Annotated in this window: 18 protein-coding genes; 1 reads left to right on the top strand and 17 read right to left on the bottom strand. The window is 70.2% G+C overall.

Going from position 1 to position 21,411, the window contains the following annotated elements; all coding sequences use genetic code 11:
- Nucleotides 1–8: 8 nt before the first annotated feature.
- The 15 genes from J5226_RS09435 to xerD form a co-directional block, all read right to left on the bottom strand.
- The gene (locus J5226_RS09435) at nt 9–797 is read right to left on the bottom strand and encodes a general secretion pathway protein GspN (RefSeq protein ID WP_215839663.1); all 789 of its coding nucleotides are present in this window, start codon (nt 795–797) and stop codon (nt 9–11) included.
- A complete protein-coding gene (gene gspM, locus J5226_RS09430; RefSeq protein ID WP_255323039.1) occupies nt 787–1,482 on the bottom strand; it encodes a type II secretion system protein GspM in 696 nt (231 codons plus the stop codon). Before gspM ends, J5226_RS09435 begins: the two co-directional genes overlap by 11 nt.
- The gene (locus J5226_RS09425) at nt 1,472–2,629 is read right to left on the bottom strand and encodes a PilN domain-containing protein (RefSeq protein ID WP_215839662.1); all 1,158 of its coding nucleotides are present in this window, start codon (nt 2,627–2,629) and stop codon (nt 1,472–1,474) included. Before J5226_RS09425 ends, gspM begins: the two co-directional genes overlap by 11 nt.
- Nucleotides 2,626–3,474 carry a type II secretion system protein GspK gene (locus J5226_RS09420; protein WP_215839661.1) on the bottom strand — a complete coding sequence of 283 codons (849 nt, stop codon included), beginning with the start codon at nt 3,472–3,474 and terminating at the stop codon, nt 2,626–2,628. The genes J5226_RS09425 and J5226_RS09420 overlap by 4 nt, the downstream gene beginning before the upstream one ends.
- 236 nt (nt 3,475–3,710) lie before the next feature.
- Nucleotides 3,711–4,373 (bottom strand): prepilin-type N-terminal cleavage/methylation domain-containing protein, encoded by a 663-nt coding sequence (locus J5226_RS09415; RefSeq protein WP_215839660.1) that lies wholly within the window; start codon nt 4,371–4,373, stop codon nt 3,711–3,713.
- Nucleotides 4,370–4,825 carry a prepilin-type N-terminal cleavage/methylation domain-containing protein gene (locus tag J5226_RS09410; protein WP_215839659.1) on the bottom strand — a complete coding sequence of 152 codons (456 nt, stop codon included), beginning with the start codon at nt 4,823–4,825 and terminating at the stop codon, nt 4,370–4,372. The genes J5226_RS09415 and J5226_RS09410 overlap by 4 nt, the downstream gene beginning before the upstream one ends.
- Nucleotides 4,822–5,328 (bottom strand): GspH/FimT family pseudopilin, encoded by a 507-nt coding sequence (locus tag J5226_RS09405; RefSeq protein WP_255323099.1) that lies wholly within the window; start codon nt 5,326–5,328, stop codon nt 4,822–4,824. The genes J5226_RS09410 and J5226_RS09405 overlap by 4 nt, the downstream gene beginning before the upstream one ends.
- 106 nt (nt 5,329–5,434) lie before the next feature.
- Complete coding sequence (gene gspG, locus J5226_RS09400) at nt 5,435–5,869, bottom strand: type II secretion system major pseudopilin GspG (protein WP_215839657.1); 435 nt, start codon at nt 5,867–5,869, stop codon at nt 5,435–5,437.
- A gap of 328 nt (nt 5,870–6,197) precedes the next feature.
- Nucleotides 6,198–7,415: a type II secretion system F family protein gene (locus J5226_RS09395; protein WP_215839656.1), complete on the bottom strand. Its 1,218-nt coding sequence runs from the start codon at nt 7,413–7,415 to the stop codon at nt 6,198–6,200.
- A gap of 16 nt (nt 7,416–7,431) precedes the next feature.
- Complete coding sequence (locus J5226_RS09390; RefSeq protein ID WP_215839655.1) at nt 7,432–8,685, bottom strand: hypothetical protein; 1,254 nt, start codon at nt 8,683–8,685, stop codon at nt 7,432–7,434.
- Nucleotides 8,682–10,367, bottom strand: coding sequence for a type II secretion system ATPase GspE (gene gspE / locus J5226_RS09385; protein WP_255323098.1), 1,686 nt, complete (start codon nt 10,365–10,367; stop codon nt 8,682–8,684). Before gspE ends, J5226_RS09390 begins: the two co-directional genes overlap by 4 nt.
- Before the next feature lie 521 nt (nt 10,368–10,888).
- Nucleotides 10,889–14,845, bottom strand: coding sequence for a phosphoribosylformylglycinamidine synthase (gene purL, locus J5226_RS09380; RefSeq protein ID WP_215839653.1), 3,957 nt, complete (start codon nt 14,843–14,845; stop codon nt 10,889–10,891).
- Nucleotides 14,846–15,147: 302 nt separating this feature from the next.
- Complete coding sequence (locus tag J5226_RS09375; protein WP_215839652.1) at nt 15,148–16,026, bottom strand: DsbC family protein; 879 nt, start codon at nt 16,024–16,026, stop codon at nt 15,148–15,150.
- Nucleotides 16,027–16,347: 321 nt separating this feature from the next.
- Nucleotides 16,348–17,220, bottom strand: coding sequence for a DsbC family protein (locus J5226_RS09370; RefSeq protein WP_215839651.1), 873 nt, complete (start codon nt 17,218–17,220; stop codon nt 16,348–16,350).
- A 161-nt stretch (nt 17,221–17,381) separates the two neighbouring features.
- Complete coding sequence (gene xerD, locus J5226_RS09365; protein ID WP_215839650.1) at nt 17,382–18,326, bottom strand: site-specific tyrosine recombinase XerD; 945 nt, start codon at nt 18,324–18,326, stop codon at nt 17,382–17,384.
- 128 nt (nt 18,327–18,454) lie between these two features.
- On the opposite strand from xerD, the gene J5226_RS09360 reads away from it, so the two are divergent.
- Nucleotides 18,455–18,922, top strand: a complete 468-nt coding sequence (locus J5226_RS09360) for an RDD family protein (protein WP_215839649.1) — start codon at nt 18,455–18,457, stop codon at nt 18,920–18,922.
- 171 nt (nt 18,923–19,093) lie between these two features.
- Here J5226_RS09360 and lptG read toward each other — a convergent pair whose 3' ends face one another.
- Both lptG and lptF read right to left on the bottom strand, forming a co-directional pair.
- Nucleotides 19,094–20,194: an LPS export ABC transporter permease LptG gene (gene lptG / locus J5226_RS09355; protein WP_215839648.1), complete on the bottom strand. Its 1,101-nt coding sequence runs from the start codon at nt 20,192–20,194 to the stop codon at nt 19,094–19,096.
- The gene (lptF, locus tag J5226_RS09350; protein WP_215839647.1) at nt 20,191–21,273 is read right to left on the bottom strand and encodes an LPS export ABC transporter permease LptF; all 1,083 of its coding nucleotides are present in this window, start codon (nt 21,271–21,273) and stop codon (nt 20,191–20,193) included. Before lptF ends, lptG begins: the two co-directional genes overlap by 4 nt.
- Nucleotides 21,274–21,411 lie beyond the last annotated feature (138 nt).

The raw sequence follows: 21,411 nt of genomic DNA, 5'->3' as shown, positions 1-21,411 counted from the left end.
GCGTCCACTTACGGCGAGTTGGCCGGGGGTTGGGCGGCTTGCTGCTGCCGCAGTTGCGCGCGTCGCGCTTCGATGCGCTTACGGATGGCTTCCATTTGGGCTTGCTCGGTCAACGGCGCGGCCGAGTCGGTGCTCTGCGCCGTCGCCGCCGGCGGCGGAGGCGGCGGTACGTTCGCCTGCGCCGGCGGCACCTGCCTCATCGGCGATTGCGGCTGGGGCTGCGGCTGCGGAATCGGCCGGCCCGCCGGCGGCACCGCGCCCGGCGCGGTCACCGCGGTCGGCGGCTGTCCACCCTGACCGTTGAACACGCGCAGGTCGAGCTCGCGGCGGCCGTCCGGCCCCTCGAACACCGCGCGGCGCGGTTCGATCGAGGTCAGGCGCCAGGACGGATGCGATTCGGGCACCTCGCCGAGCTTGACCGGCACCGATTCGCTGCCGTCGGCCGGCTGCAGGATCGCCATCGACAGTTTCGGCGTGATCAGCACGCTGGTCAGCAGGTAGTCGAACGCGGCCTGCTGGTTCTCGCCCTCGCCCTTGCCCTGCATGAAGAACGGCTTGGGCCGGCGGTCGTCGACGAACAACGGCCGCGCGGCGATCTCGCCGTATTGGGTCAGCGGGCCGAGCGCGTCGGGCGGGCTCTTGCGCGCCTGCGGCAGCGGCTTGACCAGGGTCGGATCCGGCGGCAAGGCGTCGATGTGGCGGCCCATGCCGGCCAGGGCCAAGACCCAGGTCAGCAGCGCCCAGCCGGCCGCGGTGGCCAGCAACCAGGTGCGCGGGCTGGCGTCGTCAAGGCGCATCGGCACCTCCGCCGGCGTTGGCGTTGTTGCCGCGCGGGTTGGCCGCGGCGGCGGCGGCCGGATTGGGACGCAGATAGCCGTACAGATCGAAGCTCACGTCCAGGCCGCCGTCGTTGGCCGGGCCGGCGCTGCCGGGCACGAAATAGCCGCGCGTGGACAGCAGGTTGAGGTTGCCGACGAACAGGCGCGGCGAGCCGCTTTCCAGCGAATGCAGCACCGCCGCGGTCTCCGGCGCGCCGCAGCGCAGGCGCACCTGCACGACCACGCGCGCGTAGCGGTCGCCGCGGCGCGGTTCGGCCAGCGGCGAACGGTTGACGATGCCGCAGCTGCGGTTGCCGGGGCTGGCCTGCAGCACCACGGTTTCCAGGCGCTGGACCAAGCCGGCGGTGGCGAGCTCGGCGGTGTTTTCGAGCAGGAAGCCGGGGCGGCTGGACTGCTGCTTGCGCACCCGCTGCAGCAGGTTGCGCACCTGCGGCGCCTGCTGCAGTTCCATGCGCTGGCGCAGCTCACGTTCCTGCAGGCCGTGCAAGGTGTCGTCGGCCTGCATCATCGGCACCGTCCACCACGGGTGGATCAGCACCGCGTAGGCGATGCCCAGCGCGGCCAGCAGCAGGCCCAGGGCCAGCCAGCGTTCGCGGTCGGCGCCGAGTTGGCGCAGGCGGTTGCCGGTCACGTTAAGGGCCACGCGCGCCCTCCGCGTTCTGCGCCTTGGGCGGGCCGATTTCGGCGGTCAGGGTGAAGCGGTCGCGGCCGGTGGCCGGGTCCGGCTGGACCGCGCCGGTCAGCGCCGGCGAGCGCCACAGCGGCGTGCCCTGCAGCTTGCCGATCAGCGACGAAGCCTCGCGGCTCAGGCCGATCATCAGCAGGCTCTCGTCCTCGATCGCCAGCTTTTCCAGGTAAGTGCTGTCGGGCATGCGCCGGCTCAGTTCGTCGATGATCTGCACGGTGCTCGGGCGCGCGGCGCGGGTGCGGTCGAGGAAGGCTTGACCTTCGATCAGGTCGACCAGTTCCTGGCGCTGGGTCGCGGCCTGACGCGCGGCGTTGGCGTTGCGGGCGATGGTCTGCTGCAGGTCTTTGATCGCGGCGCGGCGGTTGTCGAGCACCTGCCACATCGCCGCGGCCAGGGCCAGCAGCGCGACCGCGGCCAGGGCCAGATTCCAGTAGCGGAACGGATCGCTGCGGGTGCGCCGCTGCGCCGGCGGCAGCAGGTTGACGCCCAGCGGCGCGCCGTCGGCGCCGGCCACTTCGATGCCGGCCAGGGTCGCGGCGAGCGGGCCGATGGCCTGCAGCTGCGGGTCCAGCGACTGGCGCGGCACCGCGACCAGTTCGGCGTCGATCTGGCCGTCGCCGTCGCGGCGCGACAGCACGCGCGCGTCGAAGGCGACCGCGTCGGCGGTGAACGGGGTCTGGCGGTCGATCTCGAAACCGACCACGTCGCGCAGGCGGTCGGCGGCGGCGGCCGGCAGGGTCAGGCGGCGGCGCAGGCTCGCGGTCGGCGTCAGCAGCAGCCAGCGCGGCAATTCGCCCACGCGCGGCGGCAGCAGCGGCGCCAGCGGGTCGGCGGCGCCGTCGAAATCGGACAACAGCGGCAGCGCGGCCAGTTCCTGGACCTGATCGGCTTGCTGCAGGCGCAGATGGATGCGCTCGCCGTCGACCTGCAACAGCAGGCGGCCGCGGTCCACGCCCAGCGCCTGCCGCGTGCGCAGCGGCAACCACGAGGCCAAGGTCCGGCCCCACCAGGAAAAAAAGCCGCCCGCGCCCGGCGCGAGGCGCGCGCTCAGACTGCGCAACCGGTTGGCGGCCAACCGGCCTTCGGCTACTTGCGAGTTCATCGTGATGAAGCTCCCTCCTCCCAACGCAGCGGGGTATAAGGCATTCCCGGCATCGCTCCCCCTCCCGCCCGCACGACCACACGCAACACCGATTCACGGCCGTCCGTCAGCCGTGCGCGGCTCTCGATACTATAGGTGCCGCTGCGTTCTCCGACGAGACCGCCGCCGACGCCGTCGGCTCCGGCACCTTGCAATTGTGACCCCGGCTGGTTTCTTTCTCGTTGACGTACCAAGTCGGCGCCGTTCAACCCCATAGCATCGAGCACTTCCTTGGCCGCGAAGGCTTGCTCGGGCCGCGTGCGGCCGCTGTAAACCGTGACCAGGGGCTCGATCCGCGCATACAGCTCCGGGGTGAAGCCGAGCACCTGCTCGAGCTCGGCGACGCTTTCGAATTCCGCATCCTTGGCGCCGTAAGGGCGCCCCGCCGCGGAGTAATCGGCGTCTTCGGCACCGCCGGCCGGCTGAGTCAGCGTGTCGGCGTCGCGCCAATCGATGATCGCGCCGGCCAGTCTCGCCGCTTCGGATTGCTCGAGCTTGCCGGCGCTTTGCAGCAGCCCGGTCAGCAATTGCATGTCGCCTTGGTTGAGGTCGACCTTGCCGTTCTCGTCGACGATCTTGATCTCCATCTGCGCCTCGCCGTAGCGCCAGCGGTTCGGGCGCCCGTCGGGCAGCCACTGCAGTTTCTGGTCGCTCATCGCCACCCGGGTCAGCGCGTACTCGACCCCGGCGCGCGCGGCGTTCTGCGCGACCAGCCCGCGCACCTGCACCCGGCCTTGCAGGTTTTCGGTGCGCGCGCTCAGGGCGAAGGCACCGATCAAGGCGGTGAGCAGGGCGATCAGCCACATGACCAACAGAAGCGCCGCACCGCGCGCCCCTTGAGGCGCGACAACCCCACCATCGCGCCCCCCAAGCACGCCGGAAGCCGCGCCCGTGCTACGAATTCCCGAAACCCCGACCGACACCCCGTCGCGATCCCCGCGCCCACGAGAAGCCCCGTCCGCACCGCGAACGCAACCTCCCAACGCCGACGTTCCCGACCCGCGATCGCCCATCGATCCCCATTCCCCCCTGCCGGTCTTCATCACAACTCCGGCACGAACCCGCCGCCGGTGGCCGAAGCCAACGGCAACGACACCACCAACGGCGGCCACGCCCGCCCGTCGCGGTCGGTCAAAGTGACTTCCACCAGCATCGGCAACTGCTCGGGCTGCTGCCAACGCTCCTGCCACTCGCCCAACTGCCCGCGCTGCGGGTCCATGCTGCGATAACGGAAACGCGCCGATTTCAGGCCGTCCACCAACACTTCCGGCGGCCGCGGCACCTCGTCCTTGATCGTTTCCCCGGCCAGCACCATCGCCAGTTGCAGCACGATCCGGACCTGATCGCCGTCGCCCTCGATCGAGAAGTCGTGCAGATACGGGCCGCCCTGGCCGAGGTAATCGGGCAGATCGGCGACGAAGCGCAAGCGGTCGGGCTCGCCGACGAAGCGCTGCGGCACCGCGGTGCTTTGGTCGAACGCGAACGGTATCGGCCGGGTCGCGGCGATGCGCCGGCGCAGGAAATTCTCCACGGCGCGCTCGCGCTCGCTGCGCTGCGCCAGCACTTCGCCGCGCGAGGCGGTCTTGGTCGCCGCCGACAAGGTGGCGAACGCCAGCGCCAAGCCGGCGACCAGCAGCACCATCGCCAGCAGCACTTCGATCAGGGTGAAGCCGCGCGAACCGCGGCGGCGCGGCGGGCGGCTCACGGCTGCACGTCCTGGCCGGCGTTGCTGCTGCGCAGGCTGCGCAGCAACAGGCGGCGGCCGGAGCCGCCCTCGCCCCACTCCACCGCCAACTGCACCTCGAACAAGCGCATGGCGTTGGGATCGATGGGCTGGTTCGACGGCGGCAATTGCGCGTCGCGCCACGGCGCGACGCCGAGCGTCCAACGATAACGGCCGTTCTCGAAATCGCCACTGCGCTGGCCCGGCGCCAAGGGCTGGCCGACGCCGACCTGATCCATCAGTGATTGCGCGTAGAGCGCGGCGCGGCCGGCATCGGCCGACCAGCGCACTTGCTTGGCCGCGCCGGACAGCGAGCCGAGCAACAACGTCAGCGCCGCCGCCAGCAAGGCGAAGGCGACGATCACTTCGAGCAAGGTGTAGCCGCGCTGATTCGCGCGGCGCGGCGCGGCCTTGCCGACGAAACGCGCGCTCATCGCGGCGCCTCGCCGCGCTTGAGCTTGACCTCGCCGGTCAGCCACGCCACATCGACGTTCCAGGCGGCCTGCTTGGCGTGCAGCTTGACCCGACCGCCGGTGGAGGCGCCGTCGGGGAAAAACAGGATCGCGCCTTCGCCGCGGCGCGGCTGCACTTCGCGCGCGCCGGTGAAGACGATGCCGACCGACTTGGGAATATCGCCGCTGCGGCCGTTGGGCGCGCGCCAGGTGTGCGCGGCGGGATCGATCACGAACTTCTGCGAGCGCCCGGTGGCGATGGCTTGGCTGCGGGTGTAGCGCAGTTGCGCGGCGACTTGTTTGGACGCGGTGCGCAACTGCATGCCGGCGATGCCGCCGTTGAGCGCGGCGACGGTGAGTACGCCGATGGCGCCGATCAGCGCGATGACCAGCAGCATTTCCAGCAGCGACATGCCGCGCTGACGCGCGCGCGGCGAGAATGCAGGCGACGCAAGCGCGGCGCGGCGCGGCGGCGCGACGTTCAGCGCGCGCGACGCGCGCACGCACGCGGGCGAAGCCGCCGCGGCGGCCCGTCCCGTTCGCCCTTCGCGGGCGAAGGGACTGTGCCGCCAAACGCGCATCGGTGCCGGCTCAGTTGTTCTTGATGTCGCCGTCGACGCTGCTGCCGCCCGGCTTGCCGTCCTTGCCGTAGCTCACCAGGTCGTAGGGACCGCTCTCGCCCGGCTGGCGGTATTCGATCGCGTGGCCCCACGGATCCTTGAGCTCGGCTTCCTTGGCGTACGGCCCGAGCCAGCCGCTGGCGTCGGCGGGCTGCTTGACCAGTTCGTCCAAAGTGCCCGGCAAGCGGCCGGTGTCCATCTGGAAGGAATCGATCTTGCCCGACAGGGTCTGGATCTGGCCCTTGGCGAGGTTGTAGTCGCCGCGGTCCTTGCCGCCGAGCACGCGGTTGCCGACGAAGGCCAGCACCGCGCCGATCAGCACGATCACGATGATGATTTCGATCAGGCTCATGCCCTGCTGGCGGGCCGGGGACGGGGAGCGGGTCATGGAGCGGAGGTTGCGCATCGTCGTCGTCATCCGTTGTTGATGGCAGTGGCGCACTGCCTGGGTTGCAGTCGAAGGGAGGGGCCGCCGCGCCCGCGGCGGGCGTCGCGTCCAGCGTGGGGTGCGAACGTCTCGCCGACGCGGACGGGGTCGCAAGGATTCTGTTCCGCGCGGATTTGCAAAGTTCGCCGATCCGCGGCGTCGGTACAGGCTGCGTTCAAGCCGGCGGCGCCCGCGCCGCGGCCATGAACGGGCGGTGCCGCCGCATGCTGCGCCGCGGCAAATCCTCGCGCGCGCAGCGGCGCGCGAGACGGGGCGGAAGCGGCGGACGGCGCGCGGGCGGCCACGCTCAGCCGATCTGGTTGGTGAGGTCGTACAGCGGCAGCAGCACCGCCATCACCACCGTGCCGACGATGCTGGCCAGGACCACGGTCACCACCGGCACCAGCGCGGCGAGCATGCGGTCCAGGGCCATGCCGGTGTCTTGCTCGAAGGTCTCGGCGGTCTTCATCAGCATCGCGTCGAGCGCGCCGGATTCCTCGCCGACCTGGATCATCTGCACGGCCAGACGCGGGAAGCGCTTGCCCTTGGCCAGCGCGGTCGACAGCGCGACGCCGTTCTTCACTTCTTCGGCGGCGACGTCGACGTCGGCGGCGAGCACGCGGTTGTTGAGCACGTTGCGGCCGATGCCGAGCGCGGTCATCAGCGGCACGCCGTTGCGCACCAGAGTGCCGAGCGTGCGCGCCAGCCGCGCGGTCTCGATCTTGCCGATCAGCGCGCCGACGAACTTGCGCTTGAGCAGCCAATCGTCGAGCGCCTCGCGGAACGCCGGATCGCGGCGCTTGCGGTCGAACCACAACACCGCCAGCGCCGGCACCGCGATCAGCACGATCCACCAGTTGCGCACGAACGTGCCGGCCCACAGCACGACCTGGGTGAACATCGGCAATTGCGCGTCGAGGCTTTCGTACATCGCGCCGAACTGCGGCACCACATAGCCGAGCAGGAACAGCAAGCTGGCGCCGACCATCAGCAACAAGATCGCCGGATAGATCAGCGCGTTGATCACCCGCCCCTGCAACTGGCGGCTGCGTTCGAGGTAATCGTCGAGCCGGGCCAGGGTTTCGTGCAGATTGCCGCCGGCCTCGCCGGCGCGGACCATGTTGATGTAGAGGCGCGAGAACGTGCCGTGCTGCCGCTCCAGCGCCACCGACAGCGAGGTGCCGCCGCGCACCGCGTCGCGGATGTCGGCGACGGTGCTCTTGGCGGCTTCGTCCTCGGGCAGGTCGAGCAGGATGGTCAGCGCGCGGTCGAGCGGCTGGCCGGCGCCGAGCAGCGTCGACAGCTGCTGGGTGAACTGCACCAGCCGCGCGCCGGTGAACGGCTTGGGCTTGAACAAGCCGCGCCAGCTCGAACCGCCGCCGCCTTCGCTGGCCAGTCGGGTGTCCACCGGCAGATGGCCCTGCTCTTGCAGGCGAGCCACCACCTCGGCGACGCCGGCGGCTTCCATCTGCCCATCCAGCATTTCGCCGCGGGCATTGAGCGCTTGGTAACGGTAGAGGGGCATGGAGGGCGGGAATCCTTCAGGGCTCGCTGAGCGCGGTCAGCGCGTCCTGGTAGTGCGCGAACAGCCGCTCGCGCTGCGAGAGGGTAGCACCGAAGTCTTTCTGCGGCTCCAGCATGCCGGCGCAATCGCCGCTGTCTTCGTCGCAAAAAGCCGCCCACGCGGCGCGCGCCGCCTTGGCGTCGGCCAGCATGGTTTTCGCCTTCGCGCACACGGTGTCCGCGGCGTCGGTGCAGCCCATCGCCAGCGCGAGATACGCGAGGTAGCCGCTGCCCACGCGTGCGCGCTGCTGCTGCGCATCGCCGAGCGGATGCTCGATCAGGATCGTCTTGGCGAGCAGGTCGCAGCCTTCGCCGTCGATCAGCGGCCCTTCTGCCCGGACGAAACAAGCGGCCGACAGCAAGCGCCAGGCCTCTCGGTTGTCCTTTTTCGCGCCGATGCCGGTCTGGTGCATCCAGCCGAGATACTTGCACGCGTACGGCGCCTGGCCAGGGTCGCTGCCCTTGCAAGAGCGGCCCAGGCGCTCGTAGGCCTTGGCGTAATCGCGCAATCGGCGGTTGTGCAGGTACAGCTTGCCGGCGTCGTAACAGCCGTAGGTGACGAAGCCGGCGTCGCAGGATTTGTCGTAATACCCCAGCGCCAGCGCCAAGTCGCCGGCGCGCGCCGCGGACACGCCCATGCCCCAGCACGTGTCCACGTCGTGCTCGCGCTCGCACGGCGGCGCTTCGGAGATCGGCCCGGGACGGTCGATGCCGTAGTTGCTCAGCTGGCTGCCGTCCGAGGCATGCGTGCGCCCGCGCTCGCGCATGCGCTCCAGCAGCAGGTCGGGCGTGCGCACGATGGTTTCGGGCGCGCAGGCCAGTTCGGCGACCGTGGCGCCCTGGCGCAGCACCTGCACCGTTCCGAAGGGATGCAGCGCGGACGGATCCGGCTTGCGGCCGTCGCGGAAGCCGAAGGTCACCCGGTAGGAATGGTCCCCACTGGCGAAGATCGCGGTCTCATCGACGGTGACGCCCGCGCCGCTCGCGGTCAGGTAGCCCACGTCCATCAGCGGCGCGCGCAGAACCAACTCCTCTTGGCCCTGCGCCGGACCAAAGCGGTAAGCCACGTCCATGGGCTTGGATTCGTCCTCGTACAGGCAGATCGACACCTGCTTGTTCTGCCCTTCGATGCGGCAGGTCGCGACCGTGTCTTCCGCGCTCGCGCATCCGGCCACGGCATCGGCCGCAGAAAGGCCGCACAGCAGCACGACGCCGTGCAACAGCCGTCTCATGCGTCCTCGGTCACCCGCAGCACTTCCTCGATCGTGGTCAACCCCGCCAACGCCTTGACGATGCCGTCCTCGTACATGGTGCGCATGCCGGCCTGACGCGCGATCTGTTCGATCTCGCCCATGCCGGCGTGGCGCATCACCGCGCGGCGCAGCTCGTCGTTCATGACCAGGAATTCCATGATCGTGGTGCGGCCGTGGTAGCCGCTCGGCGCGATCGCCGAACCGCGCGGGCGGTACAGGCAGATCTCGCCCTCGGGCTGGTAGCGGCGCAGCGAGAACTTTTCGATTTCCTCCGGCGAGGCCGGGTATTTCTCGGCGTGGGTCGGCTCCAGCCGGCGCACCAGGCGCTGGGCGAGGATGCCGTTGATGGTGGAGGTCAGCAGGTAATCCTCCACGCCCATGTCGAGCAAACGGGTGATGCCGCCGGCGGCGTTGTTGGTGTGCAGCGTGGACAGCACCAAGTGGCCGGTCAGCGCCGATTGGATCGCGATCCGGCAGGTCTCCAGATCGCGCATTTCGCCGATCATGATGATGTCCGGATCCTGGCGCACGATCGAGCGCAGGGCGTGGGCGAAGTCCAGGCCGATCTGCGGCTTGGCCTGGATCTGGTTGATGCCCTCGATCTGGTATTCGACCGGGTCCTCGACCGTGATGATCTTGACGTCGCTGGTGTTGAGCTTGCTCAGCGCGGTGTACAGCGTGGTGGTCTTGCCCGAGCCGGTCGGGCCGGTCACCAGCATGATCCCGTGCGGCTGGTCGAGCACCTTTTGGAACTGCGGCAGGAACTCGTCGGTGAAGCCGAGCTTGTAGAAATCGAAGACCACGGTTTCGCGGTCGAGCAGTCGCATCACCACCGACTCGCCGTGCGCGGTCGGCACCGTGCTCACGCGCAAGTCGAGCTCCTTGCCCTGCACGCGCAGCATGATGCGGCCATCCTGCGGCAGGCGGCGCTCGGCGATGTTGAGCTTGGCCATGATCTTGATGCGGCTGATCACCGCCGCGGTGAGGTTGGCCGGCGGGCTTTCGCCCTCGGCCAACACGCCGTCGATGCGGTAGCGCACTTTGAGCCGGTTCTCGAACGGCTCGATGTGGATGTCGGACGCGCGCAGTTCGACCGCGCGCTGGATCACCAGATTCACCAGCCGGATCACCGGCGCTTCCGAGGCCAGATCGCGCAGATGCTCGACGTCGTCGAGATCGCCGCTGCCGTCGCCCTCGGCGGTCTCCACGATCGCGCCCATCGCGCTGCGGCCCTGGCCGAACCAGCGCTCGACCAGATCGCCGACCTCGGCGCGCAGCGCCACCAGCGGGCGGATCTCGCGCCCGCCGCTGGCCAGACGCAGCGCGTCGAGCTGGTAGCGGTCTTGCGGATCGGCCATCAGCACATCGACGTGGCCCTCGCTCTCGGCGACCGGGCACAGCGCGAACTGCTTCATGAATTTCGGGGTCAGGCTGACGCCCTCGGGCGGCAGCTCGGGCGCGTCCTTGACGCTGACCAAGGGCAGCCCCAGCACCGTCGAGACCGTCTCGGCGTGATCGCGTTCCGACACCAGCCCCAGGCGGGCCAGCAGCGCCAGCAGGCTGCCGCCGGTCTCCTCCTGCAGGCGGCGGGCGCGGGCGAGGTCGGCGTCTTTCAGCCGGCCCTTGGCGAGCAGCGCGTCGACGATGCGGGCATCGACCACGGCCTGGCCGTCGTCGGCCGCGCCCGGGTCGGGGGCGGCAGTCGCATCGGTACTGTGGGCTACTGCATTCACATCACGCTCCTGCGTATCACACTCTCGCGAGCCCGCGAGCGGTCCCTGACTTTAGCAGTTTCGATAGCGGTCTTTGCCAGTCCCGACAAAGGCGCGAAAAAGCGCGGAACGCGGGTGCGACCGGGCTGGAAACCCACCTTAATGCGCGTGCGTTTCAGTATGCGAGAACGTGGATTACGGTGAGCGTTTTAAAGCCCTGGTCACATTTCTTTTGGCCGCCGCTCGAAAGCGCGGCTTGCTGGAAATCGGGGGTTGTGGCTGAGGGTTTCGGCGTCGGCCGGGAACGGTCGCGCCGACGCCCGGCGCAGCCTCGACCGCATCTTCAGCGGCGCCCGAACCACGCGCGGATCCGGCCGCCGGCCGCCCGCGTTCGCCGCGCCCGCCACAACGAAACAGGGGCGCTCTCGCGAGCGCCCCTGCATTCGGCCGGGCGGTGGATGCCGGCCGGATCAGCCCACCCACACCCGCGCATTGCGGAACATCCGCAGCCACGGCGAATCCCCCGCCCAATCCTTCGGCGCCCAACTGAAGTTGGCCGCGCGCAGGGTGCGTTCGGGGTGCGGCATCATGATCGTGGCGCGGCCGTCGCGGCTGCTCAGGCCGGCGATGCCGTCGGGCGAGCCGTTGGGGTTGAGCGGGTAGCGTTCGGCGACGCGGCCGTCGCCGTCGATGTAGCGCAGCGAGACATCGGCCGCGCTCTGGTCGAGGTTGTCGGCGAAGCTGGCGCGGCCTTCGCCGTGCGCGACCGCGACCGGGATGCGCGAGCCGGCCATGCCGCGCAGGAACAGCGACGGCGATTCGACCACTTCCAGCAGGCCCAGGCGCGCTTCGAACTGTTCGCTGCGGTTGCGCAGGAACACCGGCCAATGCTCGGCGCCGGGGATGATCGGCTTGAGCTGGGCCAGCATCTGGCAGCCGTTGCACACGCCCAGCGAGAAGCTGTCTTCGCGCGCGAAGAACGCGGCGAAGGCTTCGCGCAGCGCGCTGCGTTCAAGGATGCTGGTGGCCCAGCCGCGGCCCGCGCCGAGCACGTCGCCGTAGCTGAAACCGCCGCAGGCGGCGAAGCCCTTGAACTCGGCGAGGTCGAAGCGGCCCGAGATCAGGTCGCTCATGTGCACGTCGAAGGCTTCGAAACCGGCCTGGTCGAACGCGGCGGCCATTTCGATCTGGCCGTTGACGCCCTGCTCGCGCAGGATCGCGACCTTCGGCCGCGCGCCGGTGTTGACGAAGGGCGCGGCGATGTCGTCGTTCGGATCGAAGTTGAGCTTGGGCTTGAGGCCGGGCGCGGCGAAGTCGCGCGCGACGGCGCGTTCCTCGTCGGCGCACTCGGGGTTGTCGCGCAGCTTCTGCAGCGCGTGGCTGGTCGACCACCACGCGTCGAACAGCTCGTCCCAACGCCATTCGACGATGACCTTGCCCTCGTCCTTGACCCGCACCGACGGCGCCGTGGTCGGCTTGGCGATGCGCTGGGCGCAGTCGATCAAGCCGTGGCGCGCGACCAGATCGGCGAACACCGCGCGGTCTTCGTCGTGGATCTGCACGATCGCGCCGAGTTCTTCGTTGAACAGAGTGCGGAACGGGTCCTCGCCCCAACCGTCGAGGCTGATGTCCAGGCCCAGGCGCGAACAGAACGCCATTTCCGCCAGCGCGGCGAACGCGCCGCCGTCGCTGCGGTCGTGATAGGCCAGCAGCAGGCCGGCTTCGCGCGCGTCGCGGATGAGTTCGAAGAAATCGCGCAGGCGCTGCGGGCTGTCGAGGTCGGGCACGCCGCTGCCGTGGCGCGCGCCGTCGGCCGGCGCGCCGGCGAACGCGGGCAGACCGCTGCTGTCCGACGCATTGCCGGCGCCGGCGTGCGGATGCACCTGCGCCAGCACCGAACCGCCCAGGCGCTGCTTGCCCGCGCCCAAGCCGATCAACCACAGCTCGGTATCGGCTTCGCGCGAGAGCAGCGGGGTCAGTTGTTGGCGCACGTCGACCACCGGCGCGAACGCGCTGACGATCAACGACACCGGCGACACCGACTTGCTCGCGTTCTCGCCCGCGCCCCACTGCGCCTGCATCGACAAGGAATCCTTGCCGACCGGGATGCTCAGTTCGAGTTCCGGGCACAGTTCCATGCCCACGGCTTTCACCGCGTCGAACAGCAGCGCGTCTTCGCCCGGATGCGAGGCCGCGGCCATCCAGTTCGCCGACAGCTTGATCCGGTTGAGCGATTCCACCGGCGCCGCGCACAGGTTGGTGATCGCCTCGCCCACGGCCATGCGCGCGGCCGCGGCCGCGTCGAGCAGAGCCAGCGGAGTGCGCTCGCCGATCGCCATCGCCTCGCCGACGAAACCGTCGAAGCCGCTGAGGGTGATCGCGCAATCGGCCACCGGCAGCTGCCACGGGCCGACCATCTGGTCGCGCGCGACCAGACCGCCGACGGTGCGGTCGCCGATGGTGATGAGGAAGTTCTTCGCCGCTACGGTCGGGTGCGCGAGCACGCGCAGGCCGGCGTCGCGCAGGTCCAGGCCGCTCCAATCCAGTTCCGGCCACGGCGCTTGCGCGGGGTGGCGGGTGTCGCGGTGCATCTTCGGCGGCTTGCCGAACAGCACATCCATCGGCAGATCGATCGGCCAATCGGCATCGCGCTTGGCGTTGTCGCCGTACACCGTTTCCACGGTGGCGCCGTAGCCGACGACGAGGCGTTCCTCGGCGGTGGCGTAGCCGACCACCGCGAACGGGCAACGCTCGCGTTCGCAAATCGCGGCGAAGTCGGCCACGCGGTCGGCCGGCAGGCCGAGCACGTAGCGTTCCTGCGATTCGTTGCACCACAGCTGCATCGGCGACAGCGAGGGATCGTCGCTGGGCACGCGCGCCAGATCGATCACGCCGCCGAGGCTGGAGTCGTGCAGCAGTTCGGGAATCGCGTTGGACAAACCGCCGGCGCCGACGTCGTGGGCGCTGTCGATCGGATTGGCCGCGCCAAGCGCGACGCAGCGGTCGATCACTTCCTGGCAGCGCCGCTCCATTTCCGGGTTGTCGCGCTGGACGCTGGCGAAATCCAGCGATTCGTCACTGTCGCCGGACGCGACCGAGCTGGCCGCGCCGCCGCCCAGGCCGATCAGCATCGCCGGGCCGCCGAGCACGATCACCGCATGGCCGGGCTTGAGGCCGAGCTTGGCGACCTGCACGCGGTCGATCGCGCCGAGGCCGCCGGCGAGCATGATCGGCTTGTCGTAAGCGCGAGTGATCGCGCCTTGTTCGAGTTCGAAGCTGCGGAAGTAGCCGTTGAGATTCGGCCGGCCGAATTCGTTGTTGAACGCGGCCGCGCCGATCGGGCCGTCGAGCATGATCTCCAGCGCCGGCGCCATGCGCGGATTGAGCGCGCGCTCGCCTTCCCACGGCTGCGGCAAGGTCGGAATGCGCAAGTGCGACACGCTGAAGCCGCACAGGCCGGCCTTCGGGCGGCCGCCGCGGCCGGTCGCGCCTTCGTCGCGGATTTCGCCGCCGTTGCCGGTGCTGGCACCGGGGAACGGCGCGATCGCGGTGGGGTGATTGTGGGTTTCGACCTTGATGCAGAACGCCGAATCGACCTGCGCCTCGGCCGTGTAGGCCTGCGTGCCCGGCTGCGGACGGAAGCGGCGCGCGGGATAGCCTTCGACCACCGCGGCGTTGTCGCTGTACGCCGAGAGCGTGTTTTCCGGCGTTTGCGCGTGGGTGTACTTGATCATCTTGAACAGCGACTGCGGCTGGTCGCGGCCGTCGAGAGTCCAAGACGCGTTGAAGATCTTGTGCCGGCAGTGCTCGGAGTTGGCCTGGGCGAACATCATCAGTTCGACGTCGGCCGGGGCGCGGCCGAGCGCGGCGTAGCGTTCGCGCAGGTAGGCGATTTCGTCCTCGGCCAGGGCCAGGCCGAGGCGCGCGTTGGCGGCTTCGAGCTGGTCCAGATCGATGCGCTCGAGCTCGCCGCGCGCGGGTTCGGCGAACAGCGCGGCCGCGTCGTCGCGGGCCTCGAGCAGCGACTGGGTCATCGGGTCGTGCAGGACCTTGGCCAGCGCGCCTTGGGTCGGCGCGTCGTCGGGCCAGCCGGCGAGGTCGTAGCGCAGGCCGCGCTCGACCCGCTTGACCGCTTGGCCGGCGCCGCGCAGCAGCTCGGTGGCCTTGCTCGCCCACGGCGAGAGCGTGCCCAGGCGCGGGGTCGCAAAGCGCGAAACGGCGCCGCTTTCGCGCGCCGCTTCGGTGGGTTCGGCCTGAAGGATGCGGCGCAGGGTCGCGTCGTCGGGGGCGCGGCCGGGCTCGGGCTCGACCCAGTACACGGGCCAGGCATCGAGCAGACGGACGGAGGGATGGAGGGCGGACAGGCGGGCTTGCAGCCGCTCGCGGCGGAACGAAGACAGGGCCGAGGGGCCCTCGAGGACGATCATGTCCGAAGAACCGTGCAACGCAGGGCCCGCCATTGTACCTAAAAGCCCGGCGGGGCTCGGGGCGGTCCGAGCGCTGGGTCGGTCGCCCCTTGGTAGGAGCGGCGTAAGCCGCGACCGCGCCGCTCCGCCGGCCGGCGCGGGCCGGCTTCCCGCGGAACGCCAGGGCTTCGGGGCTTGCGCCGGGGGTGCGAGGTCGTGGTCGCGGCTTACGCCGCTCCTACGGGGGCTCATGCGGGTGCGTGCCCCCAAAACGCCGAAAGGCCCGCGGGGCGGGCCTTTCGGGGGTGACGCGCGGGCTGGGATCAGCCGCCGACCGGGGTCGCGACCGCCGCGGCGGGCTTGGCCGCGGTCTTGGACTCGGCCGCCAGCTTGTCCAGCGCCTCGCGCAGCTGCGCCGGCGGGACGTAGCCGCCGAGCTGGACGCCGTCGGCGTTGAGGATCATCGGGGTGCCGGTCAGGCCGGCGCGCTGGCCGACGTCGTACTGCTGCTCGACCGTGTTCTTGCACTCCTTGGCCTGCACGTTGTGGTCGGACTTGGCTTCGGTCAGGGCCTTGCGGCGGTCGGCCGCGCACCACACCGAGACCATCTTCTTGTAGTCCTCACTGCCGATGCCCATGCGCGGGAAGGCCAGGTATTCCACCGCGATGCCCTGGCGGTTGTACTCGGCGATCTCGCTGTGCAGCTTGCGGCAGTAGCCGCATTCCACGTCGGTGAACACCGTCACCGTGTGCTTGGGATTGGCCGGGGCGAACACGATGCGCTCGCTGGCCGGAATGGTCTTGAGCAGGTCGCGGCGCATGCCGGCCAGGGTGTCTTCCATCAGGTTGCGCTTGGCGTGGGTGTCGAACAGCGCGCCGCCGGAGCCCGGCAGGAACAGGTAGCGGCCGTCGTCGCTGACATAGACCACCTGACCCTGGACCAGCGCCTCGCGGTAGCCCGGCATCGGCGCGGCGCCGACCTTGTCGATGTTGATCCTCGGGTTGATGGTGCGCACCGCCTCGACGGCGCGCGCATCGGCGCTGCCCGCGGCGACCTTGGGCGCGTTGCCGGTGGCGGCCTGGGCCGCCTGAGCCGCCGGCTTGACCGGGTCGGTCTTGGTCGCCGCGGCGGCGCCCTGCGGCGCCTGGGCGCAGGCGGACAAGCTGATGGCGCCGAGCACGGCGAAGAGGATGCGCTTCATTTGCTGTGAATCCTTGGCGGGTAGCGAGTGGGCGGTTGGACCGCCCGGGAGACGTTAGGTTCGGCCGATTGTGGCACGGCGGGGGTTTGCAGTTCGTGTTCCGCGACCCGGGTCACGCGGGTCGCGGCGGGCCTGCGTCGCGGATCGGCGGCGCTCCCGGGCGCCGCGCGCCGCGCCCGCGCGCAGGTTCGGCCGGCCGCCTCCGCCCGCGCCTCGAATTGGATCGACCGGCGGCACGCAGCGTCCCGGTGGCCGGCGAGCCCCGCGGGCGGCGCGCGAACGGGCTCCCCTGCGGACCCGCCGGCAGACTTCGATCGAGCCTCAGGCGCCGCCGGTCGGCGCCGCCGCGGCGGCCTTTTCGGCCGGCGCCTTGGGCTGCGCCGCCAGCTTGTCCAAGGCTTCGAGCATCTGCGCCGGCGGCAGATAACCGCCCAACTGGACGCCGTCGGCGTTGAGCACCATCGGCGTGCCGGTCACCCCGGCGCCGGCGCGCAGGCCGATCTGGTACTGGCGGTCGACCGGGCTGTCGCATTGCTTGGACGACACCTCGTGCCCGGCCTTGACCGCGGTCAGCGCCTGACGGCGATCGTCGGCACACCACACCGACACCATCTTCTTGTAGTCCTCGGTGCCCAGGCCCATGCGCGGGAACGCCAGATATTCCACCGCGATGCCGAGGCGGTTGTACTCGCCGATTTCGCTGTGCAGCTTGCGGCAGTAACCGCACTCGGCGTCGGTGAACACCGTCACCGTGTGCTTGGGATGCGCCGGCGCGAACACGATGCGCTCGCCGGCCGGCACGGCGGCGACGAGATCGCGGCGCATGTCGGCCATCGCGTCCTGGGTCAGGTTGCGCTTGGCCTTGATGTTGAACAGCGCGCCGCCGGACCCCGGCAGGAACAGGTAACCGCCGTCGTCGCTGACGTAGACCACCTGCCCTTGCACCAGCGCTTCGCGGAAGCCCGGCATCGGCGCGGCGCCGACCTTGTCGATGTCGACGCCGGCGTTGAGGGTGCGGATCGCATCGACCGCGCGCGCCTCGGCGCTGCCCGCGGCGACCTGGGGCGAAGCCGGCGCGGCGCGGGACGCGGCTTGCGCCGCGGGCGCGGCCGCGTCGGTCTTGGCGGCCTGCGGCGCCTGGGCGCAGGCGGACAGGCTGAGGGCGCCGAGTACGGCGAGGGCGATGCGCTTCATGGCGATGGCTCCTGAGCGGGTGGACGAATCGACCGGGCGCAACGCCCCGGGGTTCCCCGTCCGGTACGCGCGGCGGGGCGTGTCGTTCGCATTCCGCGAACTGGATCACTCAAGGCGACATCGCCGCCGCGCGGGCGCCGGCGGACACGCCGCGTCGGCGCTCACCCGCGCGGGTGGTGCTTGGCGTGCAGGCGCTTGAGCTGCTCGCGCGCGACCAGGGTGTAGATCTGCGTGGTCGACAGCGAGCTGTGCCCCAGCAGCAATTGCAGCGCGCGCAGGTCGGCGCCGCGGTTGAGCAGATGGGTGGCGAAACTGTGGCGCAGGCCGTGCGGGCTGATCCGCGCCGGATCGATCCCGGCCGCGCCGGCATAGCGCTTGACCAGATGCCAGAAGGCCTGCCGGCTCGGCGCCTCGCCGCTGGTTTCGATGAACAACGGCGCCAGCGCGCGCTTGCCGGCGAGTTTCGGCCGCGACTGGGCCAGATAGCGCTCCAGCCAGTGCTGCGCTTCTTCGCCCAGCGGCACCAACCGCTCCTTGCTGCCCTTGCCCATCACCCGCAGCACGCCCTGGCGCAGGTTGATCGCGGTCGCCGGCAGATGCACCAGTTCGCTCACGCGCAGGCCGCAGGCGTACATCAGTTCGAGCATGGCGCGGTCGCGCAGGCCCAGCGGCGCGTCGATGTCGGGCGCGGCCAGCAGCGCATCGATCTGGCTTTCGGCGAGCGCCTTGGGCAGCGAACGCGGCAGCTTCGGCGGCGACAGCAGCGCGGTCGGATCGTCGCGGCGCTGGCCGCGGCGCACGCGGTAGGCATAGAACGCGCGCAACGCCGACAAGAGCCGCGCGTTGCTGCGCGGCGAATAGCCCTCGCGCGTGCGCCAGGACAGGTAATCGAACAACGCCGCGCGGTCGGCGTCGGCCAGCCCGCGGCCGTCGCGCCAGCGCGCCAGCCCTTCCAGATCGCGGCGGTAGCTGTGCAGGGTCTGCGGCGACAAACCGCTTTCGGCCCAGATCGCGTCGAGGAAGGACGCGATGGCGTCGGCATCGGCCGCTTGCAGCGGCGGCAGCGCCATGGCCTGGGTGCGGCGGTCGGCGGGGGTGGAGGTCATGGCGGAAGCTTAGAACAGCAGAAGCTAGCGGATAGGAGTTAGGAGTTAGCGAAAGCGGGAAAACCGGTGTTGCGGCTTTCGCTAACTCCTAGCTCCTATCCGCTAACTCCTGCCTTTATCCTGGCGCGATGACCGACACCGCCCCCGCCCCCACCCGCCCCGCCGCGCTCATCGGCTGGCGGCTGTTCTCCCTGCTCTACGATTTCCTGCCGGTGCTGGCGCTGTGGATGGTCATCGGCGCGGCGATGGTGGTGCTGTTCACCCTCGCCGGGCACGACACCCACGAGAACATCCGGCCGCTGACGGCGTGGTGGTTCGTGGAATGGGCGCTGTGTTGGGCGGTCGCCGGCGCCTACGCCACGCTGAGCTGGCGCCGCGGCGGACAGACCCTGGGCATGCGGCCGTGGCGGCTGCGGGTGACGAGCGCCGACGGCGGCGCGCCGACGACGGGCGCGCTGTGGCGACGCTACGCGGTCGGCACGCTGTCGCTGCTGCTCGGCGGGCTGGGTTTTTGGTGGGCGTGGTTCGATCGCGACCGGCTGACCTGGCACGACCGCGCGAGCGGAACGCGGATGGTGCGGATGCCCAAGCGTTGATCGGCCGCCCCCTGTAGGAGCGACGCGAGTCGCGACCGCGCGACCTCATACGCCGGCGCGACTTCGGTTCTGGCGGAACTACGGCGAACCGCGGCTTGCGCGGCAGATGCGATGTCGCGGTCGCGACTCGCGTCGCTCCTACAGGCGGCTGCGGCCGCGACGCGGCGAGCTTTAGCCCGACCTTCTTCGGAACAAGAACGCCGAGACCAACAGCATCACCACGGTCGGGCCCAGATACGCCAGACGGAAGTCGAAGCGGAACACCTTGGCCAGTTCGACGAACTGGTTCTGCAGCAGCCAGAACATCAGCGCGAACACGATGCCGATGAACAAGCGCTTGCTCATGCCGCCGCTGCGCAGGCTGCCGAAGGCGAACGGCACCGCGGCCAGACACAGCGCCAGCACGTTGAGCGGGTAGAACCAGCGGCCCCAGTAGTGGGCCTCGAATTCGGCCGCGTCGAGCTGGTTGCGCTGGCGGTCCTCGATGGCCTTGTGCAGCGCCTTGGCGCTGAGGTAACGCGGCCGGTTGGTGCCGCTCATCAGCGCCGCGCTGTCGAGTTTGGACTCCCAGCGCTCCTCGGCGACGTGCTTCTTCTCCGCCGATTTTTCGTGGAAGGTGATGCGGGTGACGTCGCGCAGCAGCCAGCCGCCGGGGCGGTGTTCGGCGATGCCGGCCACCGCGATCGAGATCAGCCGGCCGTCCTGGCCGAACTGGTAGAGATTGACGTTGCGCAGTTCCAGCCAGCTGTCCTTGCCTTGCGAGCGCTCCTGGCCCTGGCTGGCGCTGAGGATCACGTCGCCCTCGCGCGCCCACAGGCCGGAGTACTCGGCGACCATCTGGTTGTTGGACTTGGCCGCGGCCTTGAGGCTCTCGGCGCGGCGTTGCGCCTCGGGCATCACCGCTTCGCCGTTGACCACCATCAGCAAGGTCAGGAGGGTCAGCGCGCCGGCCACGGCGAGGCTGAGCCGGCGCCGCGACAGGCCGACCGCGCGCAGCACGGTCAGTTCGGAGGTCGAAGCCAACTGGCCCAGCGCCATCAGCGAACCGACCACGGCGGCGTAGGGAAACAGCGAATACGCACGGCGCGGCACGGTCAGGGCCATGTAGGCCAGCGCCTGCATGATCCCGTAGCGGCCCTTGCCGATGTCGCCGAACTCGCTGACCAGGCCGAGCATGAAATCCAGGCCCAGCAGCACCGCCCAGGTCAGCAGCACGGTGCCCAGCACCACGCGGCCGACATAGATATCGTGGATTTTCGGGAAGGGCTTCATGCCGCCGCCCTCCGCCGGCCGAGGCTGCCGTCGCGCAGATACATCCACAGCGAGATCGCCAGCAGCGGCAGGCTCAGCCACCACAGGCCGAGCAGGCTCGGAATCTTGCCGTCCTCGATCCAGCCGGTGCCCATCATCATGAAGTTGAAGCCGATCAGATACGCGAGGAAGCCGATCAGCATGCTGCCGTAGCGGGCCTGACGCGGCGTGGTGCGCGCCAGCGGGATCGCCAGCAGAGCGAAGGCCAGCGCCAGCAGCGGCGGAGTCAGGCGGTAGTGCAGCTGAGCCGCCGCCTCGCGGCGCGGGTCGCTGAGCAGCTGCACGGTCGAGAGCATTTCCGGCGACTTGGGATCGTAGCGGTCCTCGCTCGCCGGCAGCAGCACGTCGTTGCGCTTGTAGCGCATCAGCCGGTAGTTGAGGCCTTGGTCGGCCGGGCCTTCGACCTCGAAGCCGTCGTCCAGGGTCAGGTAGCGGTCGCCGTTGGCGTCGACGGTCAGGCGGCCGGTCTTGGAGGTGGTGACGTCGCGCCGGTCGGGCTTGTTGCGGTAGACGAACACCCGCTCCAGCCCCTTGCCGTCGCTGGACATGCCGCCGACGTAGATCACCCCGTTGCCGTTGGGCAAGCCGGTGAAGGCGCCCGGCTCCAGGCCGGCCACGACCAGATTGCGGTTGGCCTCGTTGATCATCGCGCGCGAGGTGCGGTCGGCCCAGGGGCCCAGCCACAGCGAGCACAGGCCGACCACGATCACGATCGGCGCCACCACCAGCAGCAGCGGCTTGAGCAGCCGGCGCGGGCCGACGCCGACCGAGGCGATCACCGGCATTTCCGAATCGCGGTAGAGCCGGCCCATGCCCAGCATCAGGCCCAGCATCAGCGACAGCGGCAGGATCAGCGGCAGCCACTTGATCAGGACCAGGCCCAGCTGGACCAGGATCAGCCCGGCCGGGACCTTGCCGGAGGCGATGTCCTTGAGCACATCGGTGACGGCGCCGCCGACGCAGACGATCAGCAGCACCACCAGGGTGGCGAAGATCGCCTGGGCGAATTCGCCGGTCAGGTAACGGTCAAGCTTCTGCATGAGGCGAGGGGGCGCGCTTCGGAATGGGCTTCGGCATCGGGCGGGCTTGCTTTAAACTCGGGGGTTCGTTCGACGGCGGGCCTGCCCTTGCCGCCCGGAGGCGGGTCAGAACCCGGCCCCGGAACGCTATGGCGGGCT

Origin of the sequence: Lysobacter sp. K5869 (assembly GCF_018847975.1) — a bacterium.
Taxonomy (GTDB): domain Bacteria; phylum Pseudomonadota; class Gammaproteobacteria; order Xanthomonadales; family Xanthomonadaceae; genus Lysobacter.
Note: the sequence above shows the minus strand (reverse complement) of the source record. Positions and strands in the feature narration are given on the sequence as shown.

Excerpts from the sequence above, each read along its gene's own strand:
- gspG (WP_215839657.1), bottom strand. The coding sequence starts at position 5,869 with ATGCGCAACCTCCGCTCCATGACCCGCTCCCCGTCCCCGGCCCGCCAG.
- J5226_RS09410 (WP_215839659.1), bottom strand. The coding sequence starts at position 4,825 with ATGAGCGCGCGTTTCGTCGGCAAGGCCGCGCCGCGCCGCGCGAATCAG.
- J5226_RS09425 (WP_215839662.1), bottom strand. The coding sequence starts at position 2,629 with ATGAACTCGCAAGTAGCCGAAGGCCGGTTGGCCGCCAACCGGTTGCGC.
- J5226_RS09370 (WP_215839651.1), bottom strand. The coding sequence starts at position 17,220 with ATGAAGCGCATCGCCCTCGCCGTACTCGGCGCCCTCAGCCTGTCCGCC.
- xerD (WP_215839650.1), bottom strand. The coding sequence starts at position 18,326 with ATGACCTCCACCCCCGCCGACCGCCGCACCCAGGCCATGGCGCTGCCG.
- J5226_RS09395 (WP_215839656.1), bottom strand. The coding sequence starts at position 7,415 with ATGCCCCTCTACCGTTACCAAGCGCTCAATGCCCGCGGCGAAATGCTG.
- J5226_RS09420 (WP_215839661.1), bottom strand. The coding sequence starts at position 3,474 with ATGTGGCTGATCGCCCTGCTCACCGCCTTGATCGGTGCCTTCGCCCTG.
- J5226_RS09390 (WP_215839655.1), bottom strand. The coding sequence starts at position 8,685 with ATGAGACGGCTGTTGCACGGCGTCGTGCTGCTGTGCGGCCTTTCTGCG.
- lptG (WP_215839648.1), bottom strand. The coding sequence starts at position 20,194 with ATGAAGCCCTTCCCGAAAATCCACGATATCTATGTCGGCCGCGTGGTG.
- J5226_RS09360 (WP_215839649.1), top strand. The coding sequence starts at position 18,455 with ATGACCGACACCGCCCCCGCCCCCACCCGCCCCGCCGCGCTCATCGGC.
- purL (WP_215839653.1), bottom strand. The coding sequence starts at position 14,845 with ATGATCGTCCTCGAGGGCCCCTCGGCCCTGTCTTCGTTCCGCCGCGAG.
- lptF (WP_215839647.1), bottom strand. The coding sequence starts at position 21,273 with ATGCAGAAGCTTGACCGTTACCTGACCGGCGAATTCGCCCAGGCGATC.
- J5226_RS09435 (WP_215839663.1), bottom strand. The coding sequence starts at position 797 with ATGCGCCTTGACGACGCCAGCCCGCGCACCTGGTTGCTGGCCACCGCG.
- J5226_RS09375 (WP_215839652.1), bottom strand. The coding sequence starts at position 16,026 with ATGAAGCGCATCCTCTTCGCCGTGCTCGGCGCCATCAGCTTGTCCGCC.